The organism is Streptomyces sp. NPDC006925, assembly GCF_042869575.1.
Lineage (GTDB): Bacteria > Actinomycetota > Actinomycetes > Streptomycetales > Streptomycetaceae > Streptomyces.
The window spans coordinates 170,572-185,329 of sequence record NZ_JBIAGB010000006.1 but is presented as its reverse complement, the minus strand read 5'-3'; the positions used below and the strand labels follow the sequence as shown (position 1 = coordinate 185,329).

The window sequence follows — 14,758 nt, the reverse complement described above, 5'->3', positions numbered from 1 at the left end:
CTTGGGATGCTCTCTCTCCTCCTCCGGAAGGGAAGGGGGTCCTGTGATGATGTCCGATCTCATGGGGCGGCGGCGGAACGGGGAGCGCGGCGCCAGGGTCCAGCCGTACGTGCACTTCGGCGGCTCAGGTGGGCGCGGGAGGGGACGGAAGCTCCAGGCTCCGCTTCTGGGCGCCGACGGTGGCGGCCGCGACGAAGCTGTTGTCCCCGCCCCGCTGTTCGACAAGCGCAAGCGCGCGGTCCTGCAGATCGCCGGCTCCGACCAGGGCTTCGCTCCCACCCGCTCCCGCCAGTTCACCCCCTTGGCTGCCGGAGTGCCGCTGCTGCTGAAGTGACGCAGGACGGGCGCCGGGACCGGAGCCGACCGGCTCCGGTCCCGGTGCGGTGTTCTCGCCCCCCGGTTGCCGTGCGTGGCCCGGTTCCCGCGGCAGCGTCCCTTCCTCGGTCCCGGGCCCCTGGGTGTCCGGCACTCCCGACGGGCCATGCGCGTCGCGTCCGTCCGTGCGCAGGCGCCGCCGCGGACTACCCCCAAAGAAGTATTTGACGGTTGCCTGCGGGTGCCGCACACTCACCACGTGGCCTTCCCTTCCTCCCGCCCCGACCGCGACATACTCCGCGGAGTCCTGCGTCACCGCGCCTTCCGCGCGCTCACGCTGGGCCGGTCCCTGACCTTCTTCGGCAACTCCATGGCGCCCGTCGTCCTCGCCTTCGCGGTGCTGGACCTCGGCGGTTCCGCGGTGGACGTGGGATTCGTCGTCGGCGCCCGGTCCGTCAGCAGCGTGCTGCTGCTGCTCTTCGGCGGGTTGCTGGCCGACCGGCTGCCCCGGGCGCTGGTGCTCCAGGGCGCCGCCGCGTCCGCCGCGCTGGTGCAGACCGGTGTGGGGCTGGCCGTACTGGCCGACCGGGCGCCGATCGGCGTGCTGCTGGTCCTCAGCGTGGTGCAGGGTGCCGTGGCGGCCGTCTCCGTACCGGCGTCCGCCGCGCTGCTGCCCCGCACCGTGCCGCCGGGCGAGCTGCGGCCCGCCAACGCGCTCTCCCGGATGGGGATCAACACGGGGATGATCGCGGGGACCTCGCTCGGCGGCCTGCTGGCAGCCGTCGCCGGCCCGGGCTGGGGCATGGTGCTCGACGGCGTGGCCTTCCTGGGCGCCGCGGCTGCCTACCGTCTGGCCGGGCGCGTCCTGGCTGGACGCGCCGCCGCTCCGTCGCCCGCGACAACCGCGGAGGTTCTCGACCCCGCGACGGCCGCCGGGACCGCCGAGCGGGCGCGGCCCTGGCAGGACATGCGGCAGGGCTGGCGCGAGTTCGCCTCCCGCACCTGGGTGTGGGTGGTGGTGCTGCAGTTCTTCGTGGTGAACGCGGTCTCGGCGGGCGGTATCCAGGTGCTGGGACCGGCCGTCGCCGACGCGACCTTCGGCCGTACCGCCTGGGGCTTCGTCCTCGCCACCCAGATGGCCGGCGCGCTGGTCGGCGGGCTGCTCGTGGCGCGCTCCCGCTCGCGGCACGCGTTGCGGATCGGCGTGGCCGTCGTGGCCCTGGACGCGCTGCCGCTCGTCGCCCTCGCGGAATCGGCCGATCTGGCCCTGCTGCTGATGGCGATGTTCGCCAACGGCATCGCACTCGAGCAGTTCAGCGTGGCCTGGGACCTCTCGCTCCAGGAGAACGTCCCGCAGGAGACGTTGGCCCGCGTCTACTCCTACGACGCTCTGGGGTCCACCCTCGCGCTTCCGCTGGGCGAGATGGCGGCCGGGCCGCTGGCGGAACGCTTCGGTGTGCGTCCCACGCTGCTGTGCGGGGTCGGCCTCGTCCTGCTGGTGACGGCGGGCGCACTCGGCAGCAGCCAGGTGCGGGGGCTGACGGCGGGCGGGCCGGTGCCGGACGAGGGAGCTGCGGAGCGCGCGGCGGTGTGAGGCAGACTGACCGGATGCCGCACTCCCGCTCCGGTCCGACCGACTCGCCCGGCCCGCCCGACCCGACCGACGCGCAGCCCTCCCGTGCCGCTGCCGCTCCAGGCGCCGCCGCCGGTTCCGGGGCCTCCGAAGCGTCCATGGCGGATCTGCGGGTGCTGGCCCATCCGCTGCGGCTGCGACTGCTCTCCCTGCTGACCGGAGAGGCGTACAGCGCGGCGGAGGCGGCCCGGACCCTGGACCAGTCGCAGGCGAACGTCAGTTACCACCTGCGCAGGCTGCACAAGGCCGGACTCGTGGACGCGGTGGGCGAGGTGGCCGTACGGGGCGGCACGGCCAAGCGCTACCGCCACGACCCGGACAGCGGAGACCGCCTGGGCCGCGGCATGCCGCAGGGCGTCGACGCGTATCTCGCTCTGGCCGGCGCGCTGGGCGAGGAGTTGCGGCGGCGTACGGCCCAGCGGGACACCGGGGTGCGGGGGGAGATGACCGACGCGGAGGTCTGGCTGGAGCCGGAGGTGTGGGCCGGGGTGCGCGAGCGCGCCAGAGAAGTGGGGGACGAACTGCACCGCTGTGCGCTGCCGCCCGGTACGGACGGCGCGGTGCGGGTGAGCGCGACGATGGTCCTGTTCGCGATGCGAGCCGCGGAGGGCGCCCCGCCCGCCGAGCCGGCCGACTAGCCGACTGGGTCGCGTCCGGCCGGTCCTGTGCGGACGCCGCGGACGCCGCGGACGGGGCCGCGGCGCGGACGTGCCCGGGCGTTCCGCGGGCGGATGGCGGAACCCTCGCGTTCGGGTACCGCTGTCCGCCCGCCCGCCGGCTCAGCTGGTGTAGTCCTTGATCCAGTAGGAGCAGTCGATCCACCCCGGAAGGCCGCCGCTGAAGTCCTTCGCGCAGGCCTTGATCTGGACCTCGGTGTTGTGCGGGATGTTGCTGATCCTGCAGTACTCGTACCCGTTGTTCGCACCGTTGCGGTCGTCGCACGACGTGATCTCGGAGCGGCCGGGGAGCTTGATGCGGAGCACCATGCTGTAGCCGTCCGCCTTGGTGTCCGCGATCCGGAACTTGTTGTTGTCGCCGCTGTTGAACGCCCCGGTTCCGCGGCCGTTCGACGCGTCCGCGATGTGCCAGGAACCGACTGCGTTCGCCGGGGCCTGCGCCAGGGCGACACAGGCGGCGGCGCCGACCGCCACGCTCAGAGCACGCTTGATACGGGACATACGCCCCCCACTCTCCTCGTTCACGGGTTTCCCGAGCGGCGAGTCCGTCGGGCCGTCCGGAGAGGATCATGCCCCGGACAAGCCCGAATTGCCAGGGTTGCATGGGCACTTCTTTGCCGACGCGGTGTGTGCGGTATGTCGAAGAGATGCGTTCGCGGAGGCATGCATACGAAACGCTCGGACGCGTCTATGTCTGGGGTGTTCTGCGGGCGGGCGGTGCAACCCCGCGCTCTGTACCGCAGCCCGTCGTGCGTGCGGCCCTGCCGGATCGCACCTCCGCGAACGGCCCTCCGGGCTCAGGCGGGTGGCTCGTCCCCGGCCAGGAAGTCCGCCACCGACTCGGGTGGGTTGGCGGAGCGGGTGAGGGCGAACATCGCCTCGGGGTCGAACATGTCGTAGAGGAGGACCGGTACCGGCCGTCCGAGGACGCGCACCAGGTCGCCTTGGGTGTGGAGCAGCCGGGCCAGGTCGACGCAGAGTTCGCGGAACCGGGCGTCGAGGAGTGCTCCGCGCTCGTCCTGCACGTGGCCGGGGGCGTCGTCCTCGTACCAGAGGCCGTCCGCTTCGGCCTCCCGGCGGTGCAGTGCGGTGCCGTGCGGGTCGTGTTCCGTGTGGTGCCCCAGGACACGGATTCCCTCCAGGCCCGATGGGGGGAAGTAGGCGTAGTGCCAGCGGGCTTCCCAGGGGGCCGGTGCGTCCGGCTGTGCGAGCAGCCGGGCCGGCTCGTCTTCCGTGGTGCAGCCGAGTGCCAGGTAGGGGAAGCGCGGGTCCTGGTCGACGCTGTCGATGCGGAACGTGACGGCGTAGACGTCGGAGGCGGGTCTGCCGGTCAGCTCCGGCAGGGTGCTGACCGTCCGTTGCCTCATGTGCTGCCGGAACGTCATCGGGTGCGCTCTCCAATGGGGAGGGGTGTGCCGTCGTCGCTGCGGAGCGACTCGGGCGGCGGCTGTGGCCTCGGCGTGTGGGGCGCATCCGGCCCGAGTGGCCGGTGATGCAGCAGATTATCGGCTCCGCGTACCGTGCCGTTCCTCGGCCACGGCGTCGTTCCCGTTCCCGGGACCGCCGACGGCCCGCCCCGTGCCGCGCTGTCGAGGGCGGGTCGGGGCGGGCCTGAGCAGGTGCTCATCACATCGGGTGAAACGTTGGCCGACCGTTGCGGCCAACAACACTCTGTTGTCAAGCTGTTGCTGACCGTCAGTATCGCCCGGTACCAGTCAGCTTCACTCAGCATCTGGCCGAAACGGGGAGGGCACACGTGCCATTCGGTGAGCAACCCGCGTATCTGCGCGTGGCCTCGGATCTGCGCAGCAAGATCGCGGACGGATCCCTTCCGCCGCACACCCGCCTCCCCTCGCAGGCCCGCATCCGCGAGGAGTACGGCGTCTCGGACACGGTCGCGCTGGAGGCGCGCAAGGTGCTGATGGCGGAGGGGCTGGTCGAGGGCCGTTCCGGCTCCGGGACCTATGTGCGGGAGCTGCCTGCCGCCCGCCGGGTCTCCCGCACCGGCTACCGCTCGCTGGGGGAGTGCACGCCCTTCCGTCAGGAGCAGTCCGACGAGCGGGTGCGGGGCACCTGGGAGTCGCGGAGCGAGCAGGAGGACGCCTCGGCCGACATCGCCGAGCGGCTGTTCATCGAGCGTGGCGACCGGGTGATGTGCACCCGCTACGTCTTTCATGTCGGGGGCGACCCGGTGATGCTCTCCGTCTCCTGGGAGCCGCTGGCGGTGACGGGTCGGACGCCGGTGATGCTGCCCGAGGAGGGGCCGCTGGGCGGCCGGGGGGTGGTGGAGCGGATGGGGGCGATCGACTTGGTGGTGGACAACGTCACCGAGGAGGTCGCGAGCCGCCCCGGCCGGGCGGGGGAGATGACGGCGCTGGGCGGCGTCCCGGGGCACGCGGTGCTGGTGATCGCGCGGACCTATTACGCGGGGAAGCGTCCGGTGGAGACGGCGGACGTGGTGGTGCCCGCCGACCGATTCAAGCTGGCGTACCACCTGCCGGTGAAGTAGCCGCCCCGGCGCGTACGGTGCGGTTCTGCTTCCGCGGTGCGCCGGGGCGCCGCCGCTCGGCGGGCGAACGCCTGGCCGAAATGTTGACCGCAATGTGCAAAGCCGAATGCGGTGCGTGAGGGCCGGGCGTAAGCTCCGGCATATGCGAAGTGCGAGCGGCGACAGTGACGCGGTGCTGCCCTGGCAGCTCATCCGCCAGGACCGCCACGGCAACCGCTACCGCGTCGGCAGCTATGCCACCCGGGCCGAGGCGCAGCATCTCGCCGAACGGCTGAGCGAACAGGCCGAGGGGTACCTGGTGGAGCACCGGGACCGGCTGGCCGCGCACCCGGAGCACGCGGAGGGCGGTCGCGGCTGACGCCGTACGCGCGCCCCCGCTCCGTTCCCCGCCGCCCCGGCGCCGGGTGCGGCGCTCCGCGTGCCCCTCCTTCGCACCTCGTGTCCGATATGTGGATAATGACCCCACGTCGTAGGTATCCAGTTCCCGACCAGGGGCGTGGGCCGTGTGAGCACCGAACCCGCCGACGAGGCGACCTCGCTCCTGGACACCCTCCGCGTCGGTGTCGTCATGCTGGACGGGGACGGCACCGTCCTGGTCTGGAGCCCGACCACCCAGGAGATCCTGGGCTGGTCGGCCGAGGACACCGTCGGCCGCTCGATCGAGGACTTCGTCGAGAGCGACGAGGCCGAGCGCCGTGCCCGCCGCAACAGCCTCGGGCGCACCGGAAGCTGGCAGGGCATCCTGCACATCCGCCACCGGGCGGGGAGCGTGGTCGAGGTCGAGGGCCGCGGCTCGATGCTGCGGGACACCGAGCAGCGCCCGTTCGTCCTGGCCAGCATCATGGAGACCAGCCGGCTGCGTGCCGTCGAGCACGATCTGGCCGTGCTCGACGCCCTGTTCGCCTCCTCGCCGCTGGGCATCGCGGTCTTCGACACCGACCGGCGCTTCGTCCGCTTCAACGACGCACTCGTACGACTGAACAACGCCACCCGCGCCGAGCTCATCGGCCACACCGTCGCCGACCTGCTCCCGGCCGCCATGGCCGAGGAGGTGCTGCAGATCCAGTCCAGGGTGCTGGAGACCGGGCGCTCGGTCGTGGACCTGGTGACCACCGCGCCCGACGGCAGGGGAGCCCGCTCCCTCTCCTACGCCCGGATCACCGACCGCAGCGGCACGGTGCGCGGGGTGAGCTGCACGGTCATGGACATCACCGAGCGGCTGGAGGCGCTCAACAAGGCGGAGGCGGCACGGCAGCGGCTCGCCCTGCTCGACGAGGTCGGCGTGGCGCTCGGCAACCTGCTGGACGTGCACGCCATTGCGCAGGCGCTGGCCGAGGTGCTGGTGCCGAGGTTCGCCGGCTACGCCGGGATCATGCTGCGCGACGAGGTCGCCGTCGGGGGAGAGCTGCCCGAACCGGTGATTCCCGTCGGCACGCCGCTGCGCCTCTTCGGGTTCGCCGCCCGGGAGAGCGGCGAGCGCGTGGAGCGACTGCTGCGGCTCGGCAGCGAGATCCGCTACGAACGGGAGTCGCTGCTCGGCCGGGCGCTGGACAGCGGAATGCCGCAACTGGCCGGTACGCCCGAGGAGATCCTGCGCGCGACCCGGTCCGGCGACCCCCGGGTCGGGGCCACCTTCGAACTGGGGGTGCACTCGCTGATGGCGGTGCCGCTGCGGGCGCGCGGCACCGTGCTCGGGCTGCTGCTGGTGAGCCGGGCGCAGGAGGACGAGCCGTACGGGGACGACGACCGCGCGCTCGCGACGGAGGTGGCCGACCGCTCCGGCACCTTTCTGGACAACGCCCGGCTGTACGCGCGCGAGCGGGAGGGCGCGCTGATGCTCCAGCGCAGCCTGCTGCCGCAGCGCATCCCCGAGCCGCCCGGAGTCGACCTCGCCTACCGCTATGTTCCGGGAAGCAGTGGTACGGAGGTGGGCGGCGACTGGTTCGACGTCATCCCGCTGCCGGGCGGCCGGGTCGCCTTCGTCGTCGGCGACGTGATGGGGCACGGGCTGCACGCGGCGGTCACGATGGGACGGCTGCGTACCGCCGTCCGCACGCTGGCGGGCCTCGATCTGCCGCCGGACGAACTGCTCGCCCGGGTCAGCACGGTGGGGGACGACCTCTCCCACGGGCCCGACGACCCCCTGATGGCCACCTGTCTGTACGCCGTCTACGAGCCGGCTCCCACCTCGGCGGGCTCCCGCTGCGGGGTGCTGACCATGGCGAGCGCGGGTCATGTGCCGCCGTTGCTGGTCACCCGCGAGGGTGAGAGCGGGTGCCGGGTCCGGCCCGTCGACGTGCCCTCGGGCGTCCCGCTCGGCGTCGTCGGACCCGAACCGGACCAGGAGTACCCGCTGACCGAGGTCGAGGTCGAGGAGGGGAGCATCCTGGTGCTGTACACCGACGGCCTGGTCGAGAGCAGGGGCGAGGACATCACCGAGGGCATCGACCGGGTCTGCGCGCTGCTCGCCGGTCCCGGCTCCCGCCGGTCGGCATCCGAGGACGCGTGCACCTGGAACGGCGCGGGCGCCTACGTCTCGACGGGACCCGTCGGCGTCACCGGCTGCGGCGCGCTGGAGAACTCCTGCGACCTGCTCATCGACTCGCTGCGCGGGCGGCGCTCCGGGGCCCCGGGCCGGCCGGGCACGGGGGACGACGTCGCGCTGCTGATGGCCAGACTCGGCGGACTGCCCGGGCACACCGCCGCCTCCTGGTCCTTCACCCCCGGCAGCTACGCCGTGCGCAGGGCGCGCGAAGCCGTACGGAAGACACTGCGCGAGTGGCGGCTCAGCGCTCTGGAGGACACCTGTGTGCTGCTGGTGAGCGAACTGGTCACCAACGCCTTGCGGTACGCGCACGGTCCCGTCGGAGTACGGGTGGTACGCGACATCGGCCGCGATCCGGCCGGGCCGGCCGGAGTGCTGATCGTGGAGGTGTCCGACCTGCTCCCCGAACCGCCCCGCGAGCGCATCGTCACCGAGGAGCAGGAGGGCGGCCGGGGGATCCAGATGGTGGCCAGCGAGGCCCGCCACTGGGGCACCCGGCACGGCCCCGACGGCAAGACGGTGTGGTTCGAACTGCCGCTGCCCTGACCGGAGCAGGAGGGTGCCGGTCATCCCGTCCGCAACAGCAGCACCGGACGCGGCTCGGGTGGCGCGGGGTGGCGCGAAACCCCGGCGCGGCCCGGTCCGTGGCCGGTGCGCACTCCTGGGGTTCGATCCGGCCTTCCCTGGTTAGGAGTCAGGGGTGACTCCCGTGAACAGCGGGGGTGTGCGCGTATTGCCTCGTCGTGACAAGGAAGACTTGTGGCGATCGGGAAGAGCGGGCTCCGGATGGCTCTCCGGCCTGCCACACTTCTCGGACCGGAGGCGAGCACCGGCAGTGGAAGGGGCGGCATTGAGCGATATCCCGGTGGAGGCGGCCGGTAAGCAGGACGACGTACGTCGTGCCCTGGCCCTGCTGAACGCCGCGGGCGCGCGGATCGGCAACTCACTGGATCTGGAGACCACGGCCCGCGAACTGCTGGACGTGGCGGTGCCCCAGTTCTGCGATCTGGCCTCCGTCGACCTGTACGAGAGCGTGCTGGCCGGGGACGAACCCCGCCCCGTCGGACCGACGCCTCCCGAGGACACCGACGGCGCCGAGGGCCTCGGCGGACCGGAATCCGCTCGGTGCGAGGCGGCCGGGGGCCGCCTCGCCGGCGGGCTGCCCCGGCGGCGCCGGGAGCCGGTCGGCTCGCCGCGCGGCGAGCTGCGCCGGGTCGCCTTCGCCAGCGCCGTAGCCAACACCCCCTACGGGTACGTACTTCCCGACGAGGAGGCGCGGGCCGGCGAAGCCGTGGTCCGCCCGCGCGGCGCCGCCCAAGGCGGAACCGCACCGGACGGCGCGGACCCGGCGCGGGGCGCGGCTCGCGCCCGGGCAGGCGGTGCCGCGCCACCAGCCGGGCAGCCGGGGCAGCCCGCGGAGGTGGGCTCCACGCACTGCTACGCCGAGCACTCCCCGTTCGCCACGGCGCTGCGCACCGGCCGGGTGCAGAACATCCCCGGCCAGGACGGCACCGTACCGGCGCAGTTCGGCGCCGTCGTGCAGTCCACACTCGCCGTGCCCATGGTCGCCCGCGACCGGGTGCTGGGCCTCGCGCAGTTCTCCCGCGCCAAGGGCAGCGAGCCGTTCGGCGAGCGTGACGGCGCCCTCGCCGCCGAGCTGGCGGCCCGCGCCGCCGTCTGCATCGACAACGCCCGCCTCTACCGCCGGGAGCACGAGCGCGCCCTCATCCTGCAGCGCAGCCTGCTGCCGCCGGGCGACCCGGAGGCCGCCGGGCTGGAGATCGCCTGCCGCTATCTGCCGGGCAACCCGGCCACCGAGGTCGGCGGCGACTGGTTCGACGTCATCGAACTGCCCGGCCACCGCACCGCCATCGTCGTCGGCGACGTGATGGGGCGCGGGCTGCGGGCCGCGGTCGCCATGGGTGAACTCCGCACCGCCGTACGCACTCTCGCCCTCACCGACATGGAACCCGCCGAGGTGCTGGGCGCGCTGGACGAGATCGCGCGCGGTCTGGGCGATCCGCGCAAGCAGCACTCCCAGCGGGGCCAGCGGGGCAGTGACACGGACCTGTCCGAGGTCTACCTGGCCACCTGCATCTACGCCGTCTACGACCCGGTCTCCCGGCGCTGCACCTTCGCCAACGCCGGGCATCTGCCGCCCATCATGGTCGAGCCGGGCGAGCCCGCGCTGCTGCTGGAGGTGCCCAAGGGTGTGCCGCTCGGTGTGGGCGGCGAGCCGTTCGAGGAGATCGAGATCGAGCTGCCGGAGGGGGCGATGCTGTCCCTCTACACCGACGGCCTGGTCGAGTCCCGGGACCATCCGCTGGACGAGGGGCTGGACCGGTTCCGCTCGGCGCTCACCGACGCCGCCGAGCCGCTGGAGGACACCGCGGACCGCGTGCTGCGCACCCTCAACGTGCACCACGGCGAGGACGACATCGCACTCCTCGTCGCCCGGGTGCAGGGCCTGGACCCCGAGCACGTCGGCGACTGGACGCTGCCGCCCGAGCCGCGGTCGGTCGCGCGGGCCCGCGAGCTGATGTGCGAGCAGCTCGCCGCCTGGGACCTGGAAGCGCTCAGCGACACCGCCGAGCTGCTGGTCAGCGAACTGGTCACCAACGCGCTGCGGTACGGCGAGGGGAACATCCGGCTGCGACTGCTGCTGGAGCGGACGCTGGTGTGCGAGGTGTGGGACGCGGGGCAGGTCCAGCCGCGCAGGCGCCGGGCCCGGGACACCGACGAGGGCGGCCGGGGACTGCAACTGGTCGACCTGCTCTCCACCGGCTGGGGAAGCCGCCGGGTGCCCTCCGGCAAGGCCGTCTGGTTCCAGTTGTCCCGCCCCGAGGAAGGGGGAGCGGCGCCGGACCCGACCGAGGCGCTGCTGAACCTGTTCTGAGCCGCTCCGAGTCCCCTGCCCGCCATCCGTGAGCGGGCGGTGGCCGCCTTCGGACGGTGGGGCCCGAACGGCCTGCGGACGGCTGGGGCCCGAACGCGCGAGACGGCCGGTGGCGCGGCGGATCCCGCCGCGCCACCGGCCGCCCCGAAGCGCCCGGCCCGTCAGCTCGTCCGGCGGCGGATCTTGTTGCCCAGCCAGACCAGCGGGTCGTACTTGCGGTCGGCGGCGCGTTCCTTGAGCGGGATCAGCGCGTTGTCCGTGATCCTGATGTGCTCGGGGCAGACCTCCGTGCAGCACTTGGTGATGTTGCAGTAGCCGAGCCCGTGCTCCTCCTGCGCCGTGGACTTGCGGTCCAGGCCGGTCTCCTCGGCGGCGTCCAGCGGGTGCATGTCCAGCTCGGCGACCCGCATCAGGAAGCGCGGCCCGGCGAAGGCCGTCTTGTTCTCCTCATGGTCGCGCACCACATGGCAGGTGTCCTGGCACAGGAAGCACTCGATGCACTTGCGGAACTCCTGCGAGCGCCCCACGTCCTCCTGCTGCATCCGGTACTCGCCCGGCCCCAGATCCTGGGGCGGCACGAACGCGGGTACCTGCCGCGCCTTCTCGTAGTTGAAGCCGACGTCGGTCACCAGGTCCCGCACCACCGGGAAAGCGCGCAGCGGAGTGACGGTGAGGGTCTCGTCGCGGTCGAAGACCGACATGCGGGTCATGCACAGCAGCCGGGGCCGCCCGTTGATCTCCGCGCTGCACGAACCGCACTTGCCCGCCTTGCAGTTCCAGCGGACCGCGAGGTCCGGGGCCTGGGTCGCCTGGAGGCGGTGGATGATGTCGAGGACGACCTCGCCCTCGTTCACCTCGACGGTGAAGTCCTCCAGGCCGCCGCCGTCCACATCGCCGCGCCAGACCTTGAAGTGCGCGTCGTAGCTGGTCGTGTCCGGTGCGGTAGTCACTCGCTCGTCAGCTCCTCGTCGGTCAGATATTTGATCAACTCCTCCTTCTCGAACAGCTCAAGGAGGTCCTTGCGGATCGGCGGCATCTCGCGGCGCCGCAGCGCGATCCGGCCCGCGCGGCCCGCCGCCGCCTCGGTCCCCGCCTCGGCCCCGGCCTCGGTACCGGCCGGTTCCGGGGCGGTGGCGGCGAGGGTGCAGACCAGGTTGGCGCGGCGCCACTCGCGGTCCATCTCGGGATGGTCGTCGCGGGTGTGCCCGCCGCGCGACTCGGTACGGTTCAGCGCGGCGCGGGCCACGCACTCGCTCACCAGCAGCATGTTGCGCAGGTCGAGCGCCAGGTGCCAGCCCGGGTTGAACTGCCGGTGCCCCTCCACCTTCGCGCGGCGGGCCCGCTCGCGCAGTTCGGCCAGCCGCTCCAGCGCCTCGGACATCTCCTCCTCGCGGCGGATGATGCCGACCAGCTCGTTCATGGACCGCTGCAGGTCCTGATGGACCGTGTACGGGTTCTCGGCCGCCGCCGGCTCCTGCGCGCGCTCCTCCTCCGACGCCGATCCGACGCCGAAGGGGCGCAGCGCCTCGGCCGCCGCCGCGTCGATCTGCGCGTCGCCGACCCGCGGGCGCTCACCGGTATGGCCGCGCGCGTACTCCGCGGCGTGCAGCCCGGCCCGGCGGCCGAAGACCAGCAGGTCGGAGAGGGAGTTGCCGCCCAGCCGGTTGGAGCCGTGCATCCCGCCGGCCACCTCGCCCGCCGCGAACAGCCCCGGGACGCCGCGGGCCGCCGCGGTGTCCGAGTCGACGTCCACGCCGCCCATCACGTAGTGGCAGGTCGGGCCGACCTCCATGGGTTCGGCCGTGATGTCGACGTCGGCCAGCTCGCGGAACTGGTGGTGCATGGAGGGCAGCCGGCGCTTGATCGTCTCGGCGGGCATCCGGGTGGAGACGTCCAGGAAGACCCCGCCGTGCGGGGAGCCGCGCCCGGCCTTGACCTCCGCGTTGATGGCCCGTGCCACCTCGTCGCGGGGCAGCAGCTCGGGCGGGCGGCGGTTGCTGTCCGGGTCCTCGTACCAGCCGTCGGCCTCCTGCTCGGACTCGGCGTACTTCTCCTTGAAGATGTCCGGGACGTACTCGAACATGAACCGCTTGCCCTCGGAGTTGCGCAGCACCCCGCCGTCGCCGCGCACCGACTCGGTGACCAGGATGCCCTTCACCGACGGCGGCCAGACCATCCCCGTGGGATGGAACTGCACGAACTCCATGTTGATCAGCGAGGCGCCGGCCAGCAGCGCCAGCGCGTGCCCGTCCCCGGTGTACTCCCAGGAGTTGGAGGTCACCTTGAACGACTTGCCGATGCCGCCGGTCGCCAGCACCACGGCGGGCGCTTCGAGGACGAAGAACCGGCCGCTCTCGCGCTCGTAGCAGAAGACCCCGGAGACCCGGTCGTCCTCCTTGAGGACCTGGGTGACGGTGCACTCCTGGAAGACCTTGATCCGGGCCTCGTAGTCGCCGCTCTCCTTGAAGTCCTCCTGCTGGAGCGAGACGACCTTCTGCTGGAGCGTGCGGATCAGCTCCAGGCCCGTGCGGTCGCCGACGTGGGCCAGCCGCGGGTACTCGTGCCCGCCGAAGTTGCGCTGCGAGATCCGGCCGTCCGGCGTGCGGTCGAACAGCGCGCCCCAGGTCTCCAGCTCCCACACCCTCTCGGGTGCCTCGCGGGCGTGCAGTTCGGCCATCCGCCACTGGTTGAGGAACTTGCCGCCGCGCATGGTGTCGCGGAAGTGCACCTGCCAGTTGTCGCCCTCGTTGACGTTGCCCATGCTGGCGGCGATGCCGCCCTCGGCCATCACCGTGTGGGCCTTGCCGAAGAGTGATTTGCAGATCACCGCGGTGCGCAGCCCCTGCTCCCGGGCCTCGATCGCGGCCCGCAGTCCGGCGCCTCCCGCGCCGACGATGACGACGTCCCATTGCTGACGTTCGACGTGTGCCATGTCGCTGGTGTCCCTCTCAGAAGAGCCGCGGGTCGGTGAAGGTGCCGGTGGCGAGCAGGTAGACGTAGAAGTCCGCCAGCGCCACGCTGAGCAACGAGGCCCAGGCGAGCAGCATGTGCCGCTCGTTGAGCTTTCCGACCCAGCCCCACATCCGGTAGCGCACCGGGTGCTTGGAGAAGTGCCGCAGCCTGCCGCCGATGATGTGCCGGCAGGAGTGGCAGGAGAGGGTGTACGCCCAGATCAGCAGGATGTTGACGAGGAAGACCAGCGTGCCCAGGCCCATGTGGCCCCACTCGTACTGCTCGTTGCGGAAGCCGAGCACGGTGTCCCAGGTGAGGATCGCCGCCACCAGCAGTGCCGCGTAGAAGAAGTAGCGGTGGACGTTCTGCAGGATCAGCGGGAAGCGGGTCTCGCCGGTGTACTTCCTGTGCGGCTCGGCGACCGCGCAGGCCGGGGGAGAGGCCCAGAAGCCGCGGTAGTACGCCTTGCGGTAGTAGTAGCAGGTGAGCCGGAAGCCCAGCGGGAAGATCAGGATGAGCAGCGCGGGGGAGAGCCCCCACCACTCGCCGAACAGGCCCCAGTTGGGCCCGCCCTTCATCGTCGAGCAGTTGTCCGCCAGACAGGGCGAGTAGAACGGCGAGACGTACGGTGCGTGGTAGTAGTCGGCGTTCGCGAACGCGCGCCACGTCGAGTAGACGACGAACGCCAGCAGGCCGAGCGCCGTCGCGGCGGGGGCGAGCCACCACCGGTCCGTGCGCAGATGCGGCGCGTCGATGGCGGCGCGGGTGCCGGCGCGCACGCCGGTGGATCCCGGGTCCACGGGAGGGCGGGACCCGGTGTTCGGTCGGGGTTCGGTGCCAGTGGCCAACGGTTTCTCCGGATGAGACGGCTGGGGTCAGGGCAGGCCCGGGCAGCAAGGGCGTGCCTTCAACGACTCGCTGTCCAACGAGTCACGGTGCGTGCCGGTCGCGCGCTCCGAGCCCCTCGTCGTCGACATCCGTCCACAGGCCCGGGTCGTAGGGCTGGTCCGGGATGGTCACCATCTCGGCGGGCGGCTCGGCCCTCGGCGGCGGAGCGGTGGCTCTCAGCAGGGAGAGCGACTCCTTGAGGTGTTCGGCGTCGCTGCGTACCCGCCTGATCTCCAGGCCGGTGCCGACGTGTTTCTCCAGTCGGCCCACGCAGCGCGCGAGATCGTCCAGGCAGCGCTGAGCGGCTGTCAGTTCGTCGTGCAGAGACATGACTTGCCCACCT

General features: G+C 72.4%; 13 protein-coding genes. 7 read left to right on the top strand and 6 right to left on the bottom strand.

Annotated features, from left to right (window positions below; genetic code table 11):
- Positions 1-46 precede the first annotated feature (46 nt).
- The 3 genes from ACFYNS_RS11530 to ACFYNS_RS11520 all read left to right on the top strand — a co-directional run bounded on the left by ACFYNS_RS11530 (position 47) and on the right by ACFYNS_RS11520 (position 2,586).
- Positions 47-334 carry a hypothetical protein gene (locus ACFYNS_RS11530; protein WP_388602270.1) on the top strand — a complete coding sequence of 96 codons (288 nt, stop codon included), beginning with the start codon at positions 47-49 and terminating at the stop codon, positions 332-334.
- A gap of 240 nt (positions 335-574) precedes the next feature.
- On the top strand, positions 575-1,909 hold the full coding sequence (locus tag ACFYNS_RS11525) for an MFS transporter (RefSeq protein WP_388602267.1): 1,335 nt from the start codon (positions 575-577) through the stop codon (positions 1,907-1,909).
- Between the two features lie 14 nt (positions 1,910-1,923).
- A complete protein-coding gene (locus ACFYNS_RS11520; protein ID WP_388602264.1) occupies positions 1,924-2,586 on the top strand; it encodes a helix-turn-helix domain-containing protein in 663 nt (220 codons plus the stop codon).
- A 141-nt stretch (positions 2,587-2,727) separates the two neighbouring features.
- Here the strand turns inward: ACFYNS_RS11520 and ACFYNS_RS11515 are convergent, their stop codons facing one another.
- Together ACFYNS_RS11515 and ACFYNS_RS11510 are read right to left on the bottom strand one after the other, a co-directional pair.
- The gene (locus tag ACFYNS_RS11515; protein ID WP_388576123.1) at positions 2,728-3,126 is read right to left on the bottom strand and encodes a hypothetical protein; all 399 of its coding nucleotides are present in this window, start codon (positions 3,124-3,126) and stop codon (positions 2,728-2,730) included.
- Positions 3,127-3,422: 296 nt separating this feature from the next.
- Entirely contained in the window at positions 3,423-3,992 is a 570-nt protein-coding gene (locus ACFYNS_RS11510) for a hypothetical protein (protein WP_360289604.1), read from the bottom strand.
- Between the two features lie 389 nt (positions 3,993-4,381).
- Between ACFYNS_RS11510 and ACFYNS_RS11505 the strand changes: the two genes are divergently transcribed.
- The 4 genes from ACFYNS_RS11505 to ACFYNS_RS11490 all read left to right on the top strand — a co-directional run bounded on the left by ACFYNS_RS11505 (position 4,382) and on the right by ACFYNS_RS11490 (position 10,575).
- On the top strand, positions 4,382-5,134 hold the full coding sequence (locus ACFYNS_RS11505; protein ID WP_388602261.1) for a GntR family transcriptional regulator: 753 nt from the start codon (positions 4,382-4,384) through the stop codon (positions 5,132-5,134).
- Positions 5,135-5,276: 142 nt separating this feature from the next.
- Positions 5,277-5,492: an SPOR domain-containing protein gene (locus ACFYNS_RS11500; RefSeq protein WP_360289600.1), complete on the top strand. Its 216-nt coding sequence runs from the start codon at positions 5,277-5,279 to the stop codon at positions 5,490-5,492.
- 147 nt (positions 5,493-5,639) lie between these two features.
- On the top strand, positions 5,640-8,225 hold the full coding sequence (locus ACFYNS_RS11495) for a SpoIIE family protein phosphatase (protein WP_360289598.1): 2,586 nt from the start codon (positions 5,640-5,642) through the stop codon (positions 8,223-8,225).
- Between the two features lie 304 nt (positions 8,226-8,529).
- A complete protein-coding gene (locus ACFYNS_RS11490) occupies positions 8,530-10,575 on the top strand; it encodes a SpoIIE family protein phosphatase (protein ID WP_388602258.1) in 2,046 nt (681 codons plus the stop codon).
- Positions 10,576-10,736: 161 nt separating this feature from the next.
- On the opposite strand, the gene ACFYNS_RS11485 is transcribed toward ACFYNS_RS11490, so the two are convergent.
- From ACFYNS_RS11485 to ACFYNS_RS11470, 4 genes are all read right to left on the bottom strand, one after another.
- The gene (locus tag ACFYNS_RS11485; protein WP_360303004.1) at positions 10,737-11,525 is read right to left on the bottom strand and encodes a succinate dehydrogenase/fumarate reductase iron-sulfur subunit; all 789 of its coding nucleotides are present in this window, start codon (positions 11,523-11,525) and stop codon (positions 10,737-10,739) included.
- Positions 11,522-13,507 (bottom strand): fumarate reductase/succinate dehydrogenase flavoprotein subunit, encoded by a 1,986-nt coding sequence (locus tag ACFYNS_RS11480; RefSeq protein WP_388602256.1) that lies wholly within the window; start codon positions 13,505-13,507, stop codon positions 11,522-11,524. Before ACFYNS_RS11480 ends, ACFYNS_RS11485 begins: the two co-directional genes overlap by 4 nt.
- A 16-nt stretch (positions 13,508-13,523) precedes the next feature.
- Positions 13,524-14,375 carry a hypothetical protein gene (locus ACFYNS_RS11475; RefSeq protein ID WP_388602254.1) on the bottom strand — a complete coding sequence of 284 codons (852 nt, stop codon included), beginning with the start codon at positions 14,373-14,375 and terminating at the stop codon, positions 13,524-13,526.
- An 82-nt stretch (positions 14,376-14,457) separates the two neighbouring features.
- Positions 14,458-14,745 carry a hypothetical protein gene (locus tag ACFYNS_RS11470; RefSeq protein ID WP_027759094.1) on the bottom strand — a complete coding sequence of 96 codons (288 nt, stop codon included), beginning with the start codon at positions 14,743-14,745 and terminating at the stop codon, positions 14,458-14,460.
- Positions 14,746-14,758: the final 13 nt, after the last annotated feature.